18 protein-coding genes are annotated in these 18,700 nt (G+C 59.2%); 5 read left to right on the forward strand and 13 right to left on the reverse strand.

What is annotated here, in order from left to right:
- Positions 1-49: 49 nt before the first annotated feature.
- The 6 genes from HUW35_RS08475 to rpsU all read right to left on the reverse strand — a co-directional run bounded on the left by HUW35_RS08475 (position 50) and on the right by rpsU (position 7,705).
- Entirely contained in the window at positions 50-1,951 is a 1,902-nt protein-coding gene (locus tag HUW35_RS08475; RefSeq protein WP_181255139.1) for an autotransporter outer membrane beta-barrel domain-containing protein, read from the reverse strand.
- A 185-nt stretch (positions 1,952-2,136) separates the two neighbouring features.
- Positions 2,137-2,526, reverse strand: a complete 390-nt coding sequence (locus tag HUW35_RS08480; RefSeq protein ID WP_181255140.1) for a diacylglycerol kinase — start codon at positions 2,524-2,526, stop codon at positions 2,137-2,139.
- Positions 2,527-2,637: 111 nt separating this feature from the next.
- On the reverse strand, positions 2,638-4,509 hold the full coding sequence (gene rpoD, locus HUW35_RS08485; RefSeq protein WP_181255141.1) for an RNA polymerase sigma factor RpoD: 1,872 nt from the start codon (positions 4,507-4,509) through the stop codon (positions 2,638-2,640).
- A 260-nt stretch (positions 4,510-4,769) separates the two neighbouring features.
- Positions 4,770-6,812, reverse strand: coding sequence for a DNA primase (gene dnaG / locus HUW35_RS08490; protein WP_181255142.1), 2,043 nt, complete (start codon positions 6,810-6,812; stop codon positions 4,770-4,772).
- Between the two features lie 19 nt (positions 6,813-6,831).
- The gene (locus HUW35_RS08495) at positions 6,832-7,275 is read right to left on the reverse strand and encodes a GatB/YqeY domain-containing protein (protein ID WP_181255143.1); all 444 of its coding nucleotides are present in this window, start codon (positions 7,273-7,275) and stop codon (positions 6,832-6,834) included.
- A gap of 214 nt (positions 7,276-7,489) precedes the next feature.
- A complete protein-coding gene (gene rpsU / locus HUW35_RS08500; protein WP_020411530.1) occupies positions 7,490-7,705 on the reverse strand; it encodes a 30S ribosomal protein S21 in 216 nt (71 codons plus the stop codon).
- Between the two features lie 425 nt (positions 7,706-8,130).
- On the opposite strand from rpsU, the gene tsaD reads away from it, so the two are divergent.
- Genes tsaD through folK form a run of 3 tightly spaced genes read left to right on the forward strand, consistent with a single transcriptional unit; the run spans position 8,131 to position 10,074 of the window.
- The gene (tsaD, locus tag HUW35_RS08505) at positions 8,131-9,171 is read left to right on the forward strand and encodes a tRNA (adenosine(37)-N6)-threonylcarbamoyltransferase complex transferase subunit TsaD (RefSeq protein ID WP_181255144.1); all 1,041 of its coding nucleotides are present in this window, start codon (positions 8,131-8,133) and stop codon (positions 9,169-9,171) included.
- Between the two features lie 24 nt (positions 9,172-9,195).
- A complete protein-coding gene (gene folB, locus HUW35_RS08510; RefSeq protein WP_181255145.1) occupies positions 9,196-9,573 on the forward strand; it encodes a dihydroneopterin aldolase in 378 nt (125 codons plus the stop codon).
- Positions 9,574-9,576: 3 nt separating this feature from the next.
- A complete protein-coding gene (gene folK / locus HUW35_RS08515) occupies positions 9,577-10,074 on the forward strand; it encodes a 2-amino-4-hydroxy-6-hydroxymethyldihydropteridine diphosphokinase (RefSeq protein ID WP_181255146.1) in 498 nt (165 codons plus the stop codon).
- Between the two features lie 16 nt (positions 10,075-10,090).
- On the opposite strand, the gene HUW35_RS08520 is transcribed toward folK, so the two are convergent.
- The 4 genes from HUW35_RS08520 to HUW35_RS08535 all read right to left on the reverse strand — a co-directional run bounded on the left by HUW35_RS08520 (position 10,091) and on the right by HUW35_RS08535 (position 14,261).
- A complete protein-coding gene (locus HUW35_RS08520; protein ID WP_181255147.1) occupies positions 10,091-11,005 on the reverse strand; it encodes a dienelactone hydrolase family protein in 915 nt (304 codons plus the stop codon).
- Positions 11,006-11,101: 96 nt separating this feature from the next.
- Positions 11,102-12,364, reverse strand: coding sequence for a HAMP domain-containing sensor histidine kinase (locus HUW35_RS08525; RefSeq protein WP_181255148.1), 1,263 nt, complete (start codon positions 12,362-12,364; stop codon positions 11,102-11,104).
- Positions 12,354-13,043 (reverse strand): response regulator transcription factor, encoded by a 690-nt coding sequence (locus HUW35_RS08530; RefSeq protein ID WP_181255149.1) that lies wholly within the window; start codon positions 13,041-13,043, stop codon positions 12,354-12,356. Before HUW35_RS08530 ends, HUW35_RS08525 begins: the two co-directional genes overlap by 11 nt.
- 105 nt (positions 13,044-13,148) lie before the next feature.
- Positions 13,149-14,261 carry an NADH:flavin oxidoreductase gene (locus HUW35_RS08535; RefSeq protein WP_181255150.1) on the reverse strand — a complete coding sequence of 371 codons (1,113 nt, stop codon included), beginning with the start codon at positions 14,259-14,261 and terminating at the stop codon, positions 13,149-13,151.
- Between the two features lie 138 nt (positions 14,262-14,399).
- Between HUW35_RS08535 and HUW35_RS08540 the strand changes: the two genes are divergently transcribed.
- Positions 14,400-14,861, forward strand: coding sequence for a helix-turn-helix domain-containing protein (locus HUW35_RS08540; RefSeq protein ID WP_181255151.1), 462 nt, complete (start codon positions 14,400-14,402; stop codon positions 14,859-14,861).
- A gap of 59 nt (positions 14,862-14,920) precedes the next feature.
- Here the strand turns inward: HUW35_RS08540 and HUW35_RS08545 are convergent, their stop codons facing one another.
- From HUW35_RS08545 to HUW35_RS08555, 3 genes are all read right to left on the reverse strand, one after another.
- Positions 14,921-15,499 carry a phosphoribosyltransferase gene (locus HUW35_RS08545; RefSeq protein ID WP_181255152.1) on the reverse strand — a complete coding sequence of 193 codons (579 nt, stop codon included), beginning with the start codon at positions 15,497-15,499 and terminating at the stop codon, positions 14,921-14,923.
- Between the two features lie 32 nt (positions 15,500-15,531).
- Positions 15,532-16,257 (reverse strand): pteridine reductase, encoded by a 726-nt coding sequence (locus tag HUW35_RS08550; RefSeq protein WP_181255153.1) that lies wholly within the window; start codon positions 16,255-16,257, stop codon positions 15,532-15,534.
- Between the two features lie 84 nt (positions 16,258-16,341).
- Positions 16,342-17,574 carry a multifunctional CCA addition/repair protein gene (locus tag HUW35_RS08555; protein ID WP_181255154.1) on the reverse strand — a complete coding sequence of 411 codons (1,233 nt, stop codon included), beginning with the start codon at positions 17,572-17,574 and terminating at the stop codon, positions 16,342-16,344.
- 497 nt (positions 17,575-18,071) lie between these two features.
- Here HUW35_RS08555 and HUW35_RS08560 point away from each other — a divergent pair, with 497 nt between their 5' ends.
- The gene (locus HUW35_RS08560; RefSeq protein WP_181255155.1) at positions 18,072-18,635 is read left to right on the forward strand and encodes a helix-turn-helix domain-containing protein; all 564 of its coding nucleotides are present in this window, start codon (positions 18,072-18,074) and stop codon (positions 18,633-18,635) included.
- Positions 18,636-18,700 lie beyond the last annotated feature (65 nt).

Raw genomic sequence — 18,700 nt, forward strand, 5'->3', positions numbered from 1 at the left:
GTACTCGATTTTTTGTGTCAAATCAACGCTTTGCCCTGTTGTGTTGGCCTTACCAGGCCCAGTTGAAGCCGAGGCTTGCGTTTGCGCCGGACCAGTCCAGGTCGTCCAGTGAGCGCTGGTAACCCACATTGAGGAAAGCGCTGCCCAGTTTGCTCTGCAGCAATACCACGCCCCCGCCGAACTCTCCCCAGGTCGCCCGGCGCTCCAGATTGAGCTGGAGTCTGGTGTCGAACAGCAGCTGGTCGTTGCCGCCGAGGGTGTGCCACACGTTGCCGAACAGGTAGCCGCGCAGGTTGCCGTCGAGCCACTTACTGTCGGTGTTGTAGGCGCGCATACCCGCTCGGAAGTTGGCCTCCGGGGTCATGTCCGGTTCCACCCAGGAAATTCCGTCTTCGTAAGCGCTGAGGTTGCTGTAGTTGGCCACTGCCTGAAGCTGTGGCTCGATATTGAAATGCTCCGATGCCTGCCAGGTAAACCCCTTTTCCACAGAGATGGTGAGCTGGGGGCCGGTTACCGTGGCGCCGATACCGCGGTATGAGCGGCTCTCCAGTTTCAGGTAGGCCACCTTGGCGGTGATATCGAAGTAGCCCATGTCTGGGCGGTAGTCGTTGAAGTAATAGCCGATGTGGTAGCTGGTAAGGTCATTCTGCCCTGAGCTGTAGTCGCTGAAGCCGCGGGCAAAGCCAGTCACGTCACCACTGGCACGGGTGCTGCCCACAAACAACCCCATTTCCCGCGCGCCGCCGGTGCAGGTGGGGGCCGACCAGATGTTGGTGCCCACCTGCAGGCCGGTGATGCTGCCGTCAAAGCGGTTGCTGATATCGCCGTTCCAGTTGTAGTCGGCGCTCATGTGATGCACGCGCAGCCAGTCGTCATTTACGCCGTCGAACCAGCTGCGCTGTTCCCCGCGCCGGCGGTGGTAGCTGCCAATCTCCTGCAGCGAGGTGAGGCGGGCGAGGGATTTTGCCTGGGCGTAGAGCGGGATCTCCGGGCGGTACAGCGGAATCGGGGCTTCGCCGGCGGCGGGTGCCGGGCCGACGAGGTTCGCTGCAGCGGTGTTGTTGCCGGTGGTGATGGTGTCGCTGACGCTGCTGAAGGCAAGTCCCTGGGTGCCCGGGGCGATGGAGGGCGCGTCTCCCGGTTTCAGGTTTGAGCGCAGGTACCAGTTGTCTTCGTTTTCCGGGTCGCCGGTGCCGCGGAACAGGAAATATTCGTAGGGGCCTGCGGAGATGGGCTCCGGCATATAGAAGGCGCCCGGGGCGCTGCTGCCACCGTTGCGAGCCTGTACTACCAGAATTCCGTCCCGGGTATCTGTGCCCGTTCCCGCTGCTCTCTCGAACAGCAGCCGGGTGCTGCCGCCGGCGCGGCCGCCGTCGAGGACCAGGCGATCGGCGAGGCTGTCGTCTCCCCCTGCCACCATGTCCATGAGAATCACGCTGCCGGTGCTACCCACGTAGTTACCGTGAATCCAAAGCTGGTTGGCAGTGTCACCGCGCATGTCGATGGTGCCGCTATTGGATACGGTCAGCGCCTGATCGCCGCTGGCGCGGATACCTGCGCTGTAATAGGGCATCAGCACATGACTGTCGACGCCGGTCTGCAGGCGCCCGGGCAGGTAATCGCTGCCGCCCAGTGTCAGGTATTGGTCCAGGGTGAATCTGCTGCTCTGCTCCAGTGAGATGGTTTCCCAGTGTTTCAGGCGTGTCGGATTGCCGAGGCTGAGCCCCTCGATGGTGAGGGTGTCATTGCCACCGCCGCCGTCGACAATGGCGCTGCTGTTGCGACCGCTGGGGCTGTTGGCATTGAGGCGGTGGTGATCGTCGCCATCGCCGAAGGCGACCTGGGCGTCGGCACTGGTGGGGATCACAGTAGACAAGAGTAGGGGCAGTGCCAGCCTGCACAGCCCGGGGGCGCCGGCGTCAAACGCACGACCCGCGCGGGGAAACGACATGATTCCATCCCTGGTTCGTTATTGGTCGATTCTGGCCGTTAACCGTTATTACGGCGCGCAGGTCCGTTGCGCGCTAGTTGGTACTATCGTGCCATTATTTTAGTTGAATCGACCGGGGCTGCCGGAGCTGGCTGCCGGCGGTCACGAATTTTGACGGGCAATCTCGCGCGGGAGGGATGCGGGGGTTAGCCAATCCAGCGCGGCAGCAGGATGCAGGCCCAGGTGGAGACCCACAGCAACAGGGAAATGGATACCGCTGCGGAGCCGGTGTCTTTGGCGATTTTTGACAGCGGATGTTTTTCCGGGCCGACCCGGTCCACGACCGCTTCTACGGCGCTGTTGAGCAGTTCGACGATCATGACCAGCATGGTCACGCCGATCAGCAGCGCACGTTCAACGCCGGACTCTCCCAGCCAGATTGCAGCGGGAATCAGGAAAATCGCGAGGGAGACTTCCTGGCGGAAGGCGGCTTCGTTACGCCAGGTGGCGATAAGTCCCTGGCGGGAGTATTCGGTGGCGTCGATCAGGCGAGAGATACCGGTTTTTCCGGGTTTATTCACAAACTGCTCTTCCATTGCTCTGTGTATAACTCCGCTGGTTCATCTGTTTGACATAAAAACGTAACCCACAAAAAAGCCCGGCGAGCCGGGCTTTTTCAGTATGGACGATTTCATTTCCTGGGGAAATTATTCGTCTAGGAAGCTGCGCAGGTGCTCGGAGCGCGAGGGGTGGCGCAGTTTGCGCAACGCCTTGGCTTCGATCTGACGGATACGCTCGCGGGTAACGTCGAACTGCTTGCCCACTTCCTCGAGGGTGTGGTCAGTGTTCATATCGATACCGAAGCGCATGCGCAGGACCTTGGCTTCCCGCGCGGTCAGCCCGGACAGCACGGAGCGGGTAGCGTCGTGCAGGCCGGTGGACGTTGCGGTGTCGATCGGGGAAGACTGGTTCTGGTCTTCGATAAAGTCGCCCAGGTGAGAGTCTTCGTCGTCGCCGATCGGGGTTTCCATGGAGATCGGCTCTTTGGCGATCTTCAGGACCTTGCGTACCTTGTCTTCCGGCATTTCCATACGCTCACCCAGCTCTTCCGGGGTGGGCTCGCGACCCATTTCCTGCAGCATCTGACGGCTGATACGGTTGAGCTTGTTGATGGTCTCAATCATATGCACCGGAATACGGATGGTGCGTGCCTGGTCTGCAATGGAGCGGGTGATCGCCTGGCGAATCCACCAGGTGGCGTAAGTGGAGAACTTGTAGCCACGGCGGTATTCGAACTTGTCTACCGCTTTCATCAGGCCGATGTTGCCTTCCTGGATCAGGTCCAGGAACTGCAGGCCGCGGTTGGTGTACTTCTTGGCAATGGAGATCACCAGGCGCAGGTTGGCCTCCACCATTTCCTTCTTGGCGCGGCGAGAACGTGCCTCACCGATGGACATGCGACGGTTGATCTCTTTGATCTGGCCGACGTCCAGCTGGGCTTTGTCCTGGGCCTGCTGCAGTTTGCGCTGGGCGCGCTGGATTTCTTCGGCTACCTGGCGCAGGGCGTCGGAGTAGTCGCGCTTTTTCTTGATGATCGCTGGGATCCAGTCTTCGTTGGTCTCGTTGCCGGGGAATTCCTTGATAAAGGTCTTGCGCGGCATACGGGCACGCTTGATGCACAGGTTCATCACCAGGCGCTCTTGCGCGCGAACGTCGTCGAGGATATTGCGCACCGCGTTGTACAGCGGGTCGAACTGGCGCGGCGCCAGTTTGAAGAAGCGGAATACTTCTCCCACGGCTTCCATGGCCTCGCCGGCCTCTTTGGAGTCGCGGCCGTGCTTCTTGATGGCAGCATCAGCTTTCTTCTGCGCAGCGATCAGCGCATTCATGCGCTCGGCGAGTTCTTCCGGATCGATGCCGCCTACGTTCTCTTCTTCTTCCGCAGCGGAGTCGTCGTCATCGTCATCGTCGCTGTCGTCATCGTCTTTGCTGTCATCCTTCTTCTGCGCTTCCGCAGCCTGGCCAGCCTGGGCACCCGGGGGTACTTCGTCGGCGGGGTCGAGCCAGCCGGCGATGACGTCGGGAATGCGGCGCTCTTCTTTCTCGATCAGCGCGTATTCGTCGATGATGTGCTGCACGGCGCCAGGCCAGTAGGCGAGAGCGGCCATGAGCTCGCGCAGGCCTTCTTCAATGCGCTTGGCGATGGCGATCTCACCTTCGCGGGTGAGCAGCTCTACGGTGCCCATTTCGCGCATGTACATGCGCACCGGGTCGGTCGTACGGCCTACATCGGATTCAACTGCGGCGAGTGCGGCGGCGGCTTCAGCTGCGGCGATTTCATCGGCGGAGCTGTCGCCTTCGGCCATCAACAGTTCTTCGGCATCGGGTGCCTGTTCGAACACCTTGATGCCCATGTCGTTGATCATGCCGATGATGTCTTCCACCTGATCGGGATCGGAGATGTCTTCGGGCAGGTGATCGTTCACTTCCGCATAGGTGAGATAGCCCTGCTCTTTGCCGCGGGCGATCAGTTCTCTGATGCGGGAGGTGGTCTTTTGCTGCTGGGTTTTGTCGGTCATGCACAACCCTGAATTCTGGGGATTGATAGTCGGGACTTTTGTCTGGACAAAGACGCGGGATTATAGCGTATTTGCGTAAGCAATAACCACTGTGACTGTCAAGGCAGATAGCGTGGTTCAGGGTATTCGGGCGCGCTTGTCTTCGGGTTTCCCGCCGGCTTTGGCAGGCGGGTCTGTGTATATGGTGATGCTGTCCGGGATTTCAAGGGCAAAAGCTCGGAATTGAGCGAGTAGCGGCACCAGCACCTTTGCTTCTAAATCTAGTCCTGTTTTCGACGAAACTGTGCCAGCAGTGCCAGCTGCTCGGGGCTCAGCTGGTTGCCGTTGCTTTTGAGCTGGTCCAGCAGTCCGCGCTTGCGTTGCTTTTCCGCGGCGGTTTCCAGGGTGCGCAGGCAGTCGTTGAATTCGGTCTCCGGGTCGTATTCCAGCGCCTGCCCGGCACTGCCCACAATGGGGTGGCTCATGGCGAGGTGAGGCAGCAGTTCGCGGGCTTCCTTGCTCTCCAGGTTCAGCAGGCGGCCGAATAGCTGATTGCTGTTGAGGCCGGGGTTTTTATGCAAAACCTGGAGAATTTCACCGAAAAGCTGCAAATCTGCATCGTTACTGTCGCGAAAACGTGCCGGGTCAGCGATCAGCTGTGCCAGCTGGGGATGGTGCAGCAGCAGGGCGATCAGCATACGTTCGGCGGGCAGGCGATACTGGCCGCTGTGTCGGCGCGCGGGTTGCTGCGCTGCAGGCTCGTCCTCGCGCTGGGGTGGCAGGTCCGCCAAATCGTAGTCCGGTGGCGGCTCGTCGTAGCCCGGTGGAGGGGCGTCGCCGCCCGTATCCGGGTATTCGGTGGTGTGGGGTTGCTGCGGGCGCTCTCCCTCCGCGGACGGTTGCGCAGATGCCTGCTTGGGGGGCGCCTTTGCCGGCGCAGCAGCGGATGGTGCCTGCTGTGCGAGTTTGGCGGTGCGGGCTTTCTCCGCGGCGATGATCTCTTCCAGCATGTCCTGCTCGAGGCCGGTGCGACGGGCCAGTTGCTGGAACATCAGCTGGCGGTAGACGCCGGCGGGCAGCAGGTCGAGCAGGGGGGCAGCGGCCTTGGACAGGCGCGCACGGCCGTCCATGGTCTGGATATTGATGCCTTCGCCGAGCAGGTCGAACAGGAAGTCCTCCAGGGGGCGCCCCTGTTCGTCGATCAGCTGGTCGAAGCGCTCGCCGCCGATCTGGCGCACCAGGGTGTCCGGGTCTTCTCCTTCCGGCAGCAACAGAAAGCGCAGGCTGCGGCCGTCCTGCATATGTGGCAGGCCGGCTTCCAGGGCACGGCGGGCGGCGGTGCGCCCGGCCTGGTCGCCGTCGAAACAGAACACGATTTCACCGGTGTGGCGGAAAGCCAGCTGGATGTGATCTTCGCCACAGGCGGTGCCGAGGGTGGCCACGGCGCAGCGGATGCCGTACTGGGCGAGGGCCACCACATCCATGTATCCCTCAACCACGATCAGCCGCTTCAGCTCGCGGTTGGCCTGGCGGGCTTCCCAGAGGCCGTAGAGTTCGCGGCCCTTGTGGAAGATCGGAGTTTCCGGGGAGTTCAGGTATTTGGGCTTGTCGTCGCCCAGCACCCGGCCGCCAAAAGCGATGGTGCGCCCGCGCTGATCGCGGATCGGAAACATGATGCGGTTGCGGAAGCGGTCGTAGTGGTGGCGCTTGCCGGGTTCGGCTTTGCCCGGGTTGCCATCGCTGTCCTGGCGGCGGATGGCGAGGCCGGCAAGCTCCAGCTGCTCGGTTTTTTCCGAGCTGGTGCCGAGATGGTTGAGCAGGTTGTCCCAACCGGGCGGGGCCAGGCCGATCCCGAACTCCTTGGCGACTGCGCCGGAGAGCCCGCGGTTTTTCAGGTAGGTGATGGCGCGGGCGGAGACCTTGTGGTCGCGCAGTTTTTCGCGATAGAACTCGGCCGCTTTCTCGGTGAGCTGGTAGAGCGACTGGCTCTCCTGCTGGCGCTTGATCTGCGCCGGGGCCAGCTGCTCGCGGGGCACTTCCAGGCTCAGGCTGGCGGCGAGCTTTTCCACCGCTTCCGGAAAGGGCAGGCGATCGTATTCCATGAGGAAGCCGACCGCGTTGCCGCTGGCACCGCAGCCAAAGCAGTAGTAGAACTGTTTGTCCGGGCTTACCGTGAAAGACGGTGTTTTTTCATCGTGAAATGGGCAGCAGGCGGAATAGTTTTTCCCGGTTTTGCGCAGTTTTACCCGGCTATCGACGACCGGAACGATGTCGGCGCGGGCCAACAGGTCGTCGATAAAATACTGCGGGATCTTGCCTGCCATAGAGATGCTTCAGGCGGCCTTAAAAGGACGCTTTCACAAACTTGCTGACGGCACCCATATCGGCGCGGCCCTGCACCTGGGGTTTTACCAGTGCCATCACCTTGCCCATATCGGCCATGCTGCTGGCGCCGGTCTCTTTGACGGCGGCGGCAACGATTTCCTGAATTTCCGCTTCGCTCAGCTGTTCCGGCAGGAACTCCTGGATCACGTCGATTTCCTGCTGCTCCACTTCTGCGAGCTCCGGGCGGCCGGCCTTTTCGTACTGGGTGATGGAGTCGCGGCGCTGCTTGGTCATTTTGTCCAGCAGGGCGAGAATGCGGGCATCATCCAGCTCGATGCGCTCGTCCACTTCCACGCGTTTGATCTCGGCATTGACCAGTCGCAGGGTGGCAAGACGCGCCTTTTCACGGGCTTTCATGGCGTCTTTGGTGGCGGCGGCGAGGGTTTCCTTGAGTGTGCTCATTGGGTCGTCCGGAATTTTTTGGCTATTGGGAGTTATCAGTCGGATGGTCAATATTTGGCGCAAAGGGGCAATTTGGCAAGGCTTGCGCGCGCAGGCGGGGGCAGTTGGCCTATCTGCGGGCAATAAAAAACGGCGCGCGAGTAAACTCGGGCGCCGTTTTGGCCGCGAACCGCATTCGCGTCAGCGTGCTGTGATCGAGAGAGAAAGCTCGAACTCAGTAGAGACGCTGGAACTTGCGGTTTTCGCGCTGCAGTTTTTTGGCGTGACGCTTAACAGCAGCGGCAGCCTTGCGCTTGCGAACGGCAGTCGGCTTTTCGTAGAACTCGCGGCGACGTACTTCGGAGAGTACACCAGCCTTTTCGCAGGAGCGCTTGAAACGGCGCAGGGCGATGTCAAAAGGTTCGTTGTCTTTGATGCGTACTGAGGGCATTAGATTACCTGTAAAATTCGTTTCTCTCGGCCAGATGTATCTACTTTGATCATCTGGATCCTGGCGGCCTTTCCGGCAAATTGCTCTTCTCGCAGATGCAATCCGGAGGCCGGTTCACAGCGAGGGCGCAAATTCTATACAGATGATCTGGCCTTCGCAAGCCTGCGAGCGCAATCGTTTCGGGTTTCGTCGCAGTCGACCGGGTGTGATACCGGGCTTGTAACTATAGTCGCTATAACAGTCGCGACACGGACCTCTGCCGGGGCCGCCACCTGACGGGGCTCGGCGCGCCTCGGGCGGCAATTCTCCTTAGGCGGAAAAGGCTCTAAAGAGTATGATAGCGCCCCTGAAACCCGGTCAGCACCGGTCATTTGTCCTTTTATCGCGCTGACCCGGACACTTCTGTTGAGGACCTTTGAAATCCCGTGCGAGTACTCGGAATAGAAACTTCCTGTGACGAAACCGGTGTCGCCCTGTACGACAGCGAACAGGGCCTGCTTGGGCACACCCTGTTCAGTCAGGTGAAGCTGCACGCCGATTACGGTGGCGTGGTACCGGAACTGGCCAGTCGCGACCATGTGCGCAAACTGCTGCCCCTGATCCGCGAAGTCATGGCCCAGAGTGACACGCTGCCGGCGGACATCGACGGCGTCGCCTACACTGCCGGCCCGGGCCTGATCGGCGCGCTGATGGTGGGCGCCTGCGCTGGTCGCGCCCTGGCTTACGGTTGGGGTGTGCCCGCCATTGGTGTGCACCATATGGAGGGGCATCTACTGGCGCCAATGCTGGAGGACAAGCCGCCGGCATTCCCGTTCGTGGCCCTGCTGGTTTCCGGCGGCCACACCCAGCTGGTGGATGTACAGGGGCTCGGCCAGTACGAGCTGCTGGGGGAGTCCCTCGATGACGCCGCCGGCGAAGCCTTCGACAAGGCGGCCAAGATGCTCGACCTCGACTATCCCGGTGGCCCGCGCCTGGCGGCGCTGGCGGAGCAGGGTGACCCGCTGCGCTTCACCTTCCCGCGTCCGATGACGGATCGCCCGGGGCTCGATTTCAGTTTTTCCGGTCTCAAGACCTTCACCCTGACCACCGTGCAGAAACATGCACTGGAAGACGGCCTGCCGGACGAGCAGACCTGCGCGGATATTGCCGCGGCCTTCCAGGAGGCGGTGGTGGATACCCTGGTAATCAAGTGCCGCCGTGCGCTCAAACAGGCAAAGCGCAAGACCCTGGTGATTGCCGGCGGTGTCTCCGCCAACAAGCTGCTGCGCCAGCGCCTGGAAGCGCGACTGGCCGAGGATGGTTGCAGCGTGTTCTACCCGCGCCACGAATTCTGTACCGACAATGGTGCCATGATCGCCTATGCCGGCTGCCTGCGCCTGCAGGCCGGTCAGCGTGCAGATCTCGATATAGAAGTCCGCCCGCGCTGGCCCCTCACTGAATTGACCGGCACTTTGGGCGCGGATTAAGAGACCAATAGAAGGAGACTAGTTTTGGATATCGTTTATATCCGCGATCTCAAGGTCGATACGATTATCGGCATTTACGACTGGGAACGGGAAGTTCGCCAGACCGTAAGCCTGGATATCGAAATGGCATTCGATATCCGCGAGGCGGCGCGCACTGACAATATCGAGCACACCCTCAACTACAAGGCGGTAGCCAAGCGCCTGATCGCGTTTATCGAGGGCAGCGAGTTTCTGCTGGTGGAAACCATGGCCGAGCAGGCCGCAGAAATTGTGCGCAAAGAATTCAATGTAAGCTGGCTGCGCCTGCGTCTGTCGAAACCCGGTGCGGTGCGCGGTGCGCGCGACGTGGGGGTTATTATCGAGCGCGGTGTGCGCAGCAATACACAGACCTCGGAGGCCTGAGCAATGGCAACCGTTTACCTGAGTCTCGGCAGCAATATCGATCGCGAGAAACACCTGAGTGCCGGACTGGACGCGTTGGTAGCAGCGTTCGGCGATCTGCGCATGTCACAGGTGTATGAGAGCGAAGCGGTGGGCTTCGACGGCGACAATTTCTACAACCTGGTCGCCGCCATAGAAACCGATTTGTCCGTCGGCGAGCTTGCGCTGCGTTTGCGCCATATCGAAGACGACAACGGTCGCCTGCGCGGTGGGCCCAAATTCAGCGCGCGCACCCTGGATATCGATATCCTGACCTACGATGATCTCACCGGCGAAGTGGATGGGGTAAAGTTGCCGCGCGGTGAAATCCTCAAGAACGCATTCGTGTTGTTACCGCTATCTGAACTGGCGCCAGATACCCAGCATCCTGTTGCAGGCAAAACCTATCAACAGCTCTGGGAGGAGTACGATCAGGCTGCACAAAAATTGTGGCCGGTCACGTTTGATTGGCCGGCCGCCTGAGTAGAGCGGCGTACACCTATAACCGATCAACCAGTGAATCGACGTAATTACCGGGAAGGATGTGGCTGCCGGTAAAGGTCAGGTGCTCCTTCTTCTTGCTTGCGATCGCGCTGTAGAGAGATTTATTTTCCTCTTGGGATGCGTACTCATCATCGCTGGCAGTGATCAGAAGCACCTCGGGGTCCACAATCAGGGGCGCGAGGTTTTTTGGCGCTACCGCCGCTGTCTTGTCGTCTAAATAAGGCGGTACCACGGCGAAAATCCGTTTTATCTGTGCGTCGAGCCCCCCGATCAGTAGGGCAACCTGGGCGCCCATGCTGTAGCCCACCAGATTCAGGTTGTTCTCATTCAGCTCTTTCTGAGTACGAATCCAGTCGATAAGAACCCGGTAGTCCAGGACTGTATTTCGAATCATCGCTTCATAGTCACTCTTGTCTCCGAAAAAGTGGAGGTTGTTCATGATTGAACTAAGTGGTTTGTTCGGGTCCTTTCTCGTACCGTGATACCTGGCGTCTATAGCTATCACTACATAACCTTTTTCCGTGGCGCTACGGCCAATCTCGTTGACCCGGGTAACCGTCGGGCGCCCCTTGTATGCGTCCGTCCACCAACGTTGGTACCCCCTGCCCATGGCGGAAATGCCGATGAGTACGGGGTAGGTTTCCTGTTCTATCGACGGGTAGCTGATTTGTCCATTCACCACTGCGCCGTCAAAGCTCTTATAGGAAAATGAGAAATCCCTTTCACCAATCTCTGTTAGGGTCATTTCGATGTTTTCCGGCGCGGGAAAGGCATAGGAATCCAGGATTTCACCCTGTGGAAGTGGTTGCACTTTCAGCGCGATAAAGGCGTACCAGAATAGAATGACAGAGCAGAGCGCCAGGCCTGCAATAGCGCATACCTTGATTGTTTGGGTTAGCTTTTTGTTCATGTTGAATGCCTCTTAAATGAAAGGGGGCACTCTACAAAGCAGGTGGTGAAATTCAGGTGAAAATCGCCGGAATAATAGCGCGACTGCTAATCAGGCTTAGCTTTGTGCGCCAGGAAAGACAGATATAGAGAGGGAAAAAGCCTGGTTCTCACAGTGAGCCGAGTAATGCCACTCCTGTGCGGTCAAAATCCTGCTGGCCAGATAAAGGCCCTGCCCAATTCCTTCACTATTCTCGCCGCGAATACCAGCGTTAAACAGGGGCTTGGTATCAAACGTAGTCTGCACTGGATTTTCAAACACAAGGGCATCGCCATCTTGATAAATATTCAGTTTGGGTTGCGAGGCGTGCCGGATGGCATTATCCAGCAGGATATCCAGAAGTAACTCCGTGAGGTGCGGATTGCCTGTGACATGAATTGACTCTGCGAGGGTAAGGTTTATCTCGAAGCTTTCCTTAATCGATATTTCAGGGCGAGCCAGCAGTCGGTTTTCCAGCAGCGGGCGCAGGTCAAACATTTTGCGCTCGAACGATTCCGATCTTGCCAGCGCCAACAGGGTGGTTACCGTCCGGTTCATGTTTGCCAGTATTGCACTCAGCTCGTGGGCTTCCGATGCCTTCAGGCCTCTGTTACCTGACAGGGTTAAAGTGTTGGATGCGACTGCGAGATTAGTGCGGAACTCGTGGCTGACATCGCGGGTGAATTCCACTTCCCTCTGTCGAGCGTTCTGAAGTTCGCGCACATTCCGTTCCAGAGTGCGTGCGAGAAACCCGATTTCGTCATTGCGATTGCTACTCGTCAGCTTCAGTGGCGGTGTATTGGCCGCTTGCGATTCGACCTCGCTTGCGAGGGAGAGTATTGGTCGCACGGTACCGGTGATCAGGCGATGGGCCAGACAAAGTGCCAGCGCCGTTGTGCAAAGGAAAGTGGCGACTAGCATCCAGATCAGTCGTCCCGACTGGCTTGACACTGTAAGCAGGTTGCCGACTTCTGAGGCGAGGATTGCCCCTGTGTCTGGCGTCAGCTCACGCAGATGGAAATGCTGATGTCCCGCCACAAATAATTCGGCCTTGCGCCGCTCACCGTCCAGTGCAGTGATAAATGCTTGTGGAGTTTCGGCTGGTGAGGGGTAGAGCGTGAACTGTGGCAGTCTGGGGGATGGCAGTTCACCGTGTTCCCGGAAATGTCGCTCGATATAGTCAACTTCGTTGTTGATCAGGTTGTCGATCAACTGGTCTTCAATCACATAGGCGGCGATTATCCCGATGCCTGAATAGATCAGGCAAATTAGCAGTGTGAATCCACCGAACAAGGTGAGCACTTTGCGCTTCAGTCTTCCCTTCGGCCTTTCAGTTTGCACCGGGCTGCTCCAGTTTGAAGCCGATATTGCTGATGGTTTTCAGCATGGGTTCGGGAAATGGCCGATCGAGTTGGCGCCGAAGGCTGTAGACATGGGATTTCAATGCATCGCTGTCCGGTGGATTGTCCCCCCAAATGCGGTGGCTGAGTTCACTGCGGCTGAGTGGCTCCGGGTAGGCGCAGGCTAGTTCCCACAGAATATTGAACGCAATTGTGGTGAGTTTAAGCGGTTGTCCGTTTCTCGTGGCTTCGCGACGGCGCCCGGAAATCTTCAGGGCACCGATACAAACCTCATCACTGCGGTGCAATTCCCGGCGCCGTGCAAGGGCTTCGCAACGCAGGGCCAGCTCGCGCGGGTCGAAGGGCTTGCAAAGGTAATCGTCTGCACCCGAGTGGAACCCCTGCGCTTTGTCGGTAAAGGCATCACGTGCAGTAAGCATAAGAATAGGGGTGACAACGGGGGCTCGCTGGCGGAGCTGGCGGCAAACCTCGAGGCCATCGATGTCCGGTAGGTTCAGGTCCAGCAGAATCAGGTCGTAGATCTCTGTCAGGGCCAGTTGCAGGCCGAGTTGCCCGCAGTTGGCGAAATCTACCTGCCAGTCGTGCTGCTCCAGAAATTCACCGGTCTGGAGTGCGAGCGTAGGATTGTCTTCAATCAGAAGAATCTTGAGTCTGTTCACCGGCAGGTGCCTGTCCACTTATGCGAAGTAAGTGGACATTGTGACAAGCTGCCAGTGAATTTGAAGTGAAATTTGGACGCGACCGGGTTCCGGCCGCGATGCCGATCAGCTCAGGCTTGCCAAAGCTTCCTTGGTGAACGGAACGATTTCTTCCTCGCGACCTTGTTTCACTTTCTGCAGCCAGTTCGGGTCCTGCAGCAGTGCGCGGCCAACCGCGATCATGTCGAACTCGTTGGTGTCCATGCGGCGCACCAATTCGTCCAGGCCGGTGGGGTTGGCGGTGCCGCCCATGCCCTGGTTGTTGCCGCCGATAAAATCATCGTCGAGGCCGACACTGCCCACAGAAATAACCGGCTTGCCGGTGAGTTCCTTGGTCCAGCCCGCCAGGTTCATATCGGAACCTTCGAACTCCGGCACCCAGAAACGACGTGTAGAGGCGTGGAAGATATCCACACCGGCGTCCACCAGCGGGGTCAGGAAACGCTTCAGCTCTTCCGGGGTATGCGCCAGCTTGGCTTCGTAGTCCTGCTGCTTCCACTGTGAGTAGCGCAGCACGATGGCAAAGTCTTCGCCGACGGCTTCGCGTACCGCTTTCACAATTTCCACCGCGAAGCGGGTGCGGTTTTCAATAGAGCCGCCGTACTCGTCTTCGCGCACGTTGGTGCCTTCCCAGAAGAACTGGTCAATCAGGTAACCGTGGGCGCCGTGGATTTCCACCCCGTCAAAGCCCACTTCCTTGGCTGCCTTGGCGGCATCCGCGAACGCGCGTACCACATCCTGGATATCTTCTTTGGTCATGGCGTGGCCGTTGGCCTTGCCGGGCTTGAACAGGCCGGAGGGGGAATAGCCCGGTACGGATTTATCCGGTCCGGTTCCCTCTTTGCGTACGGAGCCCACATGCCAGAGCTGGGGAATAATCTGGCCACCGGCGGCGTGAACTTCCTCGACCACCTTTTTCCAGCCGGCCAGGGCTTCTTCGCCATAGATGGCCGGGACATTCTCGTAGCCGTTGGCCGCCTTGCCATCAACAAAGGTGCCCTCGGTGATGATCAGGCCCACTTCACCTTCCGCGCGGCGGCGGTAATAGCCGGCCACCTGGTCGTTGGGAACGTAGCCGGGGGACGCGGTGCGGGTCATGGGGGCCATGGCCACGCGATTGCGCAGCTTCAGGGATTTGTGTTCAAAAGGACGCAAAAGGCTGTCCAGGTTGCCGCTCATAACACTCTCCGAAATCTCGTTTACAGATGCTTCAGTTAGCCCGTGGCGGGGCCGGATTCCGGGGTGCCCGCCAATTAGGTTGCGTTATGAAACTTCATTTGGTTTTTTAATGCAACCATTTCGCTTATACTGTTTTGTATGACACGTAAACGATTTGATGATCTTGGCTGCTCGGTGGCCTGCGCCCTGAATGAAGTGGGCGACTGGTGGTCCCTGCTGGTAATCAAGCAGGCGATGCTGGGTACGCGGCGTTATGGGGATTTCCAGAAAAGCCTGGGAATTGCCAAGAATATCCTGTGTGACCGGCTGTCCCGCCTGGTGGAAAACGGTGTGATGACCCGTGTGGATGTTGGGGAGCACGGTACCCGTTACGAGTACCGCCTGACGGAAAAGGGACGCGATCTGTTTGCCGTGGTGGTCGCACTGCGTCAGTGGAGCGAGCGCTGGAACGGCAGCAAGGACTCCATGCAGCTGGTGGAGCGCGGTAACGGCGAAGCGATTGCACAGGTAGCGGTACAGAATGTCGCTGGGGAAGCGCTCAGCGTGCGCGATGTGCTGTTTGTGGATGAGAATGGGGAGCCGTTGGAGCAGGTCGGCTGACCCCTGCGGGCGACCGCGGTCGCCCTGGTTATGTGTATGTTTTCTCGCCTGCTGCCCGCTTATTTTTCCCGATTCATCACTTTCTTAAGCAGCGCCTGATGTCGGCGCAGTTCCGGTTTGTGCTCCAGAATTTCCGCTTCCGTCAGTCCCTTCAATTCATGGGGAAATACCAGCCATTCGTCGGTTTTGTGCAGGTAATAATCTGGCTCGCAATCGGTCTGATTGCGATTGGGTTTGAAATAGGGGCAGGCCGTGCGAATTTCCGGGGTGTTTTTCTTGCACGCCTTGCGCAGGTCGGAAATGGCCTGCTGGATGCTCAGCCCGGTATCGTAGACGTCGTCCACGATCAGCATTTTCTCGTGCGACTCTACCTGCTTGATCAGGTAAGTGAGTCCGTGCACTTTTACTTCTTTTTGTCGCTGGTTGACGCCCGTATAGGACGAGGTGCGTATCGCGATATGGTCGGCGTGAAACCCGAGGAAGTCGAACATCTCCTGCACCGCGATGCCGATGGGGGCGCCACCGCGCCATACCCCGACGATATAGTCCGGCATAAAGCCGCTTTCCACGACTTTAAGCGCCAGGGTGAAGGAGTCCTCCAGCAATGACTGGGCGGAAATAAACTGCTTTTCGCTCACGAGGTTGCTCCTCACTCTCTATGTTCGGGATTTCAGATGTTGAGACTGCGTCCGCCGTCTACGGCGATGATCTGGCCGGTGATATAGGGGGCATCAGCGGCGAGAAAGCGCACGGTACGGGCGATGTCTGACGGGTCACCACTGCGTTGCATGGGGATGCGCGCCAGTATCTGTTCCTTGTTATAGCCTTCACTCTCCTGTTCTGGCCACAGAATCGCACCCGGGGCCACGGCATTCACCCGCACTTGCGGGGCGAGTTCCCGCGCCAGGCTCTTGGTCAGCATCACCAGCCCGGCCTTGGCGGCACTGTATACAGTGTGGCTGGGCATGGGCTTGTCGGCGTGAATATCCGCCAGGTTTACGATGCAGCCGTGTGTGCGCGCCAACGCCGGCGCCAGTGCCTGGCTGAGAAAAAAGGGTGCCTTGAGGTTGCTGCCCATCAGCTCTTCCCACTGCTGTTCGGTGGCGCTGCCAATGGGGGTGGGGTAGAACGCAGACGCATTGTTGACCAGCAGGTTCAGCTCGCCGAAGCATTCTTGGGCGGCCTGCGCCAGCTTCTCGCAGTCCGCCGCCGAACACAGCTCGCTCTGTACTGCGGCCGCAGAGCCCGGGCGCCTGGCATTGAGCGTTTCAACCAGGTTTTGCGCAGCCTCGGCGGAATTCCGGTAGTGAATGACGACCTGGTGGTCCCGGTGCAGCTCTTCGGCGATCGCGCGCCCCAGTCGGGCGGCAGCGCCAGTAATCAGGGCGGTGGCCATGGTGGTTTTCCAGTCTGGGTGAAATTGTGGCGGACGTCGGCAGCTAAGCCAATGCTACTGCCCGCTTTGAGTCGGGGCAGGATATCAGTCCTGGTCCGGTGCCCCGAAGGTGCTTTTTACGTGGGTGACGGCCTGCAGGCGCGCGCGGTCCAGGGCTTTGCCCAGTTCTGCACCCTCAAACCCCTCGGCGATCAGCGCTTGCGGGTCCACACCGGCCGCGGCTTCGCGGGCTGCGCGCAGGTAATCTACCTGGGGGTAATCCCGGTCTTCGAGTCCTTTGCGCCCGCGGGCGTCCGCTTCGCAGCTCTCGAGAAACTGTTCAAACCGCTCCGGTCGACGCAGGGCATCGAGGGCACGTAGCATTTTCATGATGGTCTGCGGGCGCAATTCGAACGCGCGGTGGCAGTGCAGGTGGTACTCGCATACCCCGAGCGACAGTGCGGTAATGGGGTTGGGTACCCGCAGTCGTTTGCTCACCTCCTTTACCAGCGGCAAGCCGGCCGCTTCGTGCCCGCGGTGACTGGGCAGGACATCGTCGGGGGTAATGCCTTTGCCGAGATCATGTACCAGCACCGCAAAACGTACAGGCAGCTCCGCCGGCGCCTGACACAGGGCGCGCAGTACGTGGTCGCCGGTGTCGATTTCTGGGTGGTGGAGCGCCGGCTGCGGTACCCCGAACAGGCTGTCCACTTCTGGCAGTAGCACCTTGAGTGCGCCGCATTCTCGCAACACGCGGATAAATACATCCGGTCGTGGCTCGGTCAGGGCGCGGCTGACTTCCTTCCACACCCTCTCCGGCACCAGGTGTTCGACTTCCCCTGCATCCACCATGCCTCGCATCAGCGTCATAGTTTCATCGGCGACCTGAAATCCCAGGGGCGCATAGCGCGCGGCGAAGCGGGCAACACGCAGAATACGCAGCGGATCCTCGCTGAATGCGGGGGAGACGTGGCGCAGTTTGCGCGCTTCCAGGTCTGCGCGGCCGCCGTAGGGGTCGACGATCTCGCCGTCTTCGGTCTGCGCCATGGCGTTAACGGTGAGGTCGCGACGCTGCAGATCCTGCTCGAGGGTGACCTCTGGGCTGGCGTAGACGGTAAAGCCGCCGTAACCGTGGCCGCTTTTACGCTCGGTGCGGGCGAGGGCGTACTCCTCGCCGCTATCGGGGTGCAGGAATACGGGGAAATCTTTGCCCACCGGGCGAAACCCCTGCGCGAGCATCTCCGTTTCCGTGGCGCCGACAACGACCCAGTCGCGCTCGTGCACCGGTCGTTGCAGTAGTTGATCGCGCACCGCGCCGCCAACCAGATAGCATTTCATTGTGTGACTCCCGAGGCGATGCCGGTCGTATCGATAAAAAACGGGAGGGCGAAGATTGCCATAAATACTGCTGTACCTGACGGGCGCGTCGCCAAAATGGCGCGGGGACAGGTAGATAGTAGGGAATTGGAGGGCAGGGAAGATAAAAAAAAGGCCCCAAAAGTTCAAGGGGGCCCAGGGTCTTAGGGTATTCGTAGAGAGAGAATCCCAACAAGCTCGCTTGCGCCAGTTTCAGCCGATCTTTCTGCAGTTGGCTGCAAAAGCCTGCAGACTCGGCACAGATAGCGCCTGTTACAGAAGGTGCAATGACCCTAGGTAACATACTGTCCATTCTATTTAACCTGTCATAGCTGTCAACCATGGCTATCAAACTTTTATTGAGGGAACTGTCCGTTGGTTCGTTAAACCTATATAGGCATAGAATTAACGCCTGTAAGTTTGGTTTAATTCAGCATAATAAATAACTAAATGCGCGATTCGTGGGGGATAGTAATAAAATGAGCGAAGTGCATGTTCTTACGACCGGGGAAGCAGCCCGGTATTGTGGAGTAAACTTCCGCACGGTAATCCGCTGGATTGAGCGAGGCCAGCTGAAGGCCTACAAGCTTCCCGGGCGCGGTGACCACCGCATCTGTGTGGAAGACTTTGTTGCTTTCCTGCGGGACAACGCCATGCCGGTGCCGGCCGAACTGGGCTGTGCAACCCGCAAGGTTCTGCTGGTGGCTGACTCTCTGGAGTTGGCTGCTGGCCGTCAGTTACTGCAACAGGCCGGCGTGGAAGTGGATATCGCCAGCGATAGTTTTACCGCCGGTGCCATGATGGTGACCGGCAAACCGGGGATGCTGGTGCTGGATGCAAACCTGGAAGGCGTGAATGGTTTCCAGGTACTGGATTTTGTGCGTTCCCGCAGTGATTTTTCATCCCTGAGCGTGCTGGTAGTGGCGCCAAAGGGTGAGGCCAACCAGCAGCGCTGGCTGGATGCCGGTGCCGATGCAGTGGTTGCCGCTGGTTGCGATCGCAACGAGCTGGTGGGTCGCATCAATCTGTTGCTGGACGCCTGACCCGCATAACTGCTGGCTGACGCAAGCGCGTCTTTGTCGGTCATCGCCTCGTGTGCGAGGGGGTT

Source organism: Microbulbifer sp. YPW1 (assembly GCF_013367775.1).
Taxonomy (GTDB): domain Bacteria; phylum Pseudomonadota; class Gammaproteobacteria; order Pseudomonadales; family Cellvibrionaceae; genus Microbulbifer.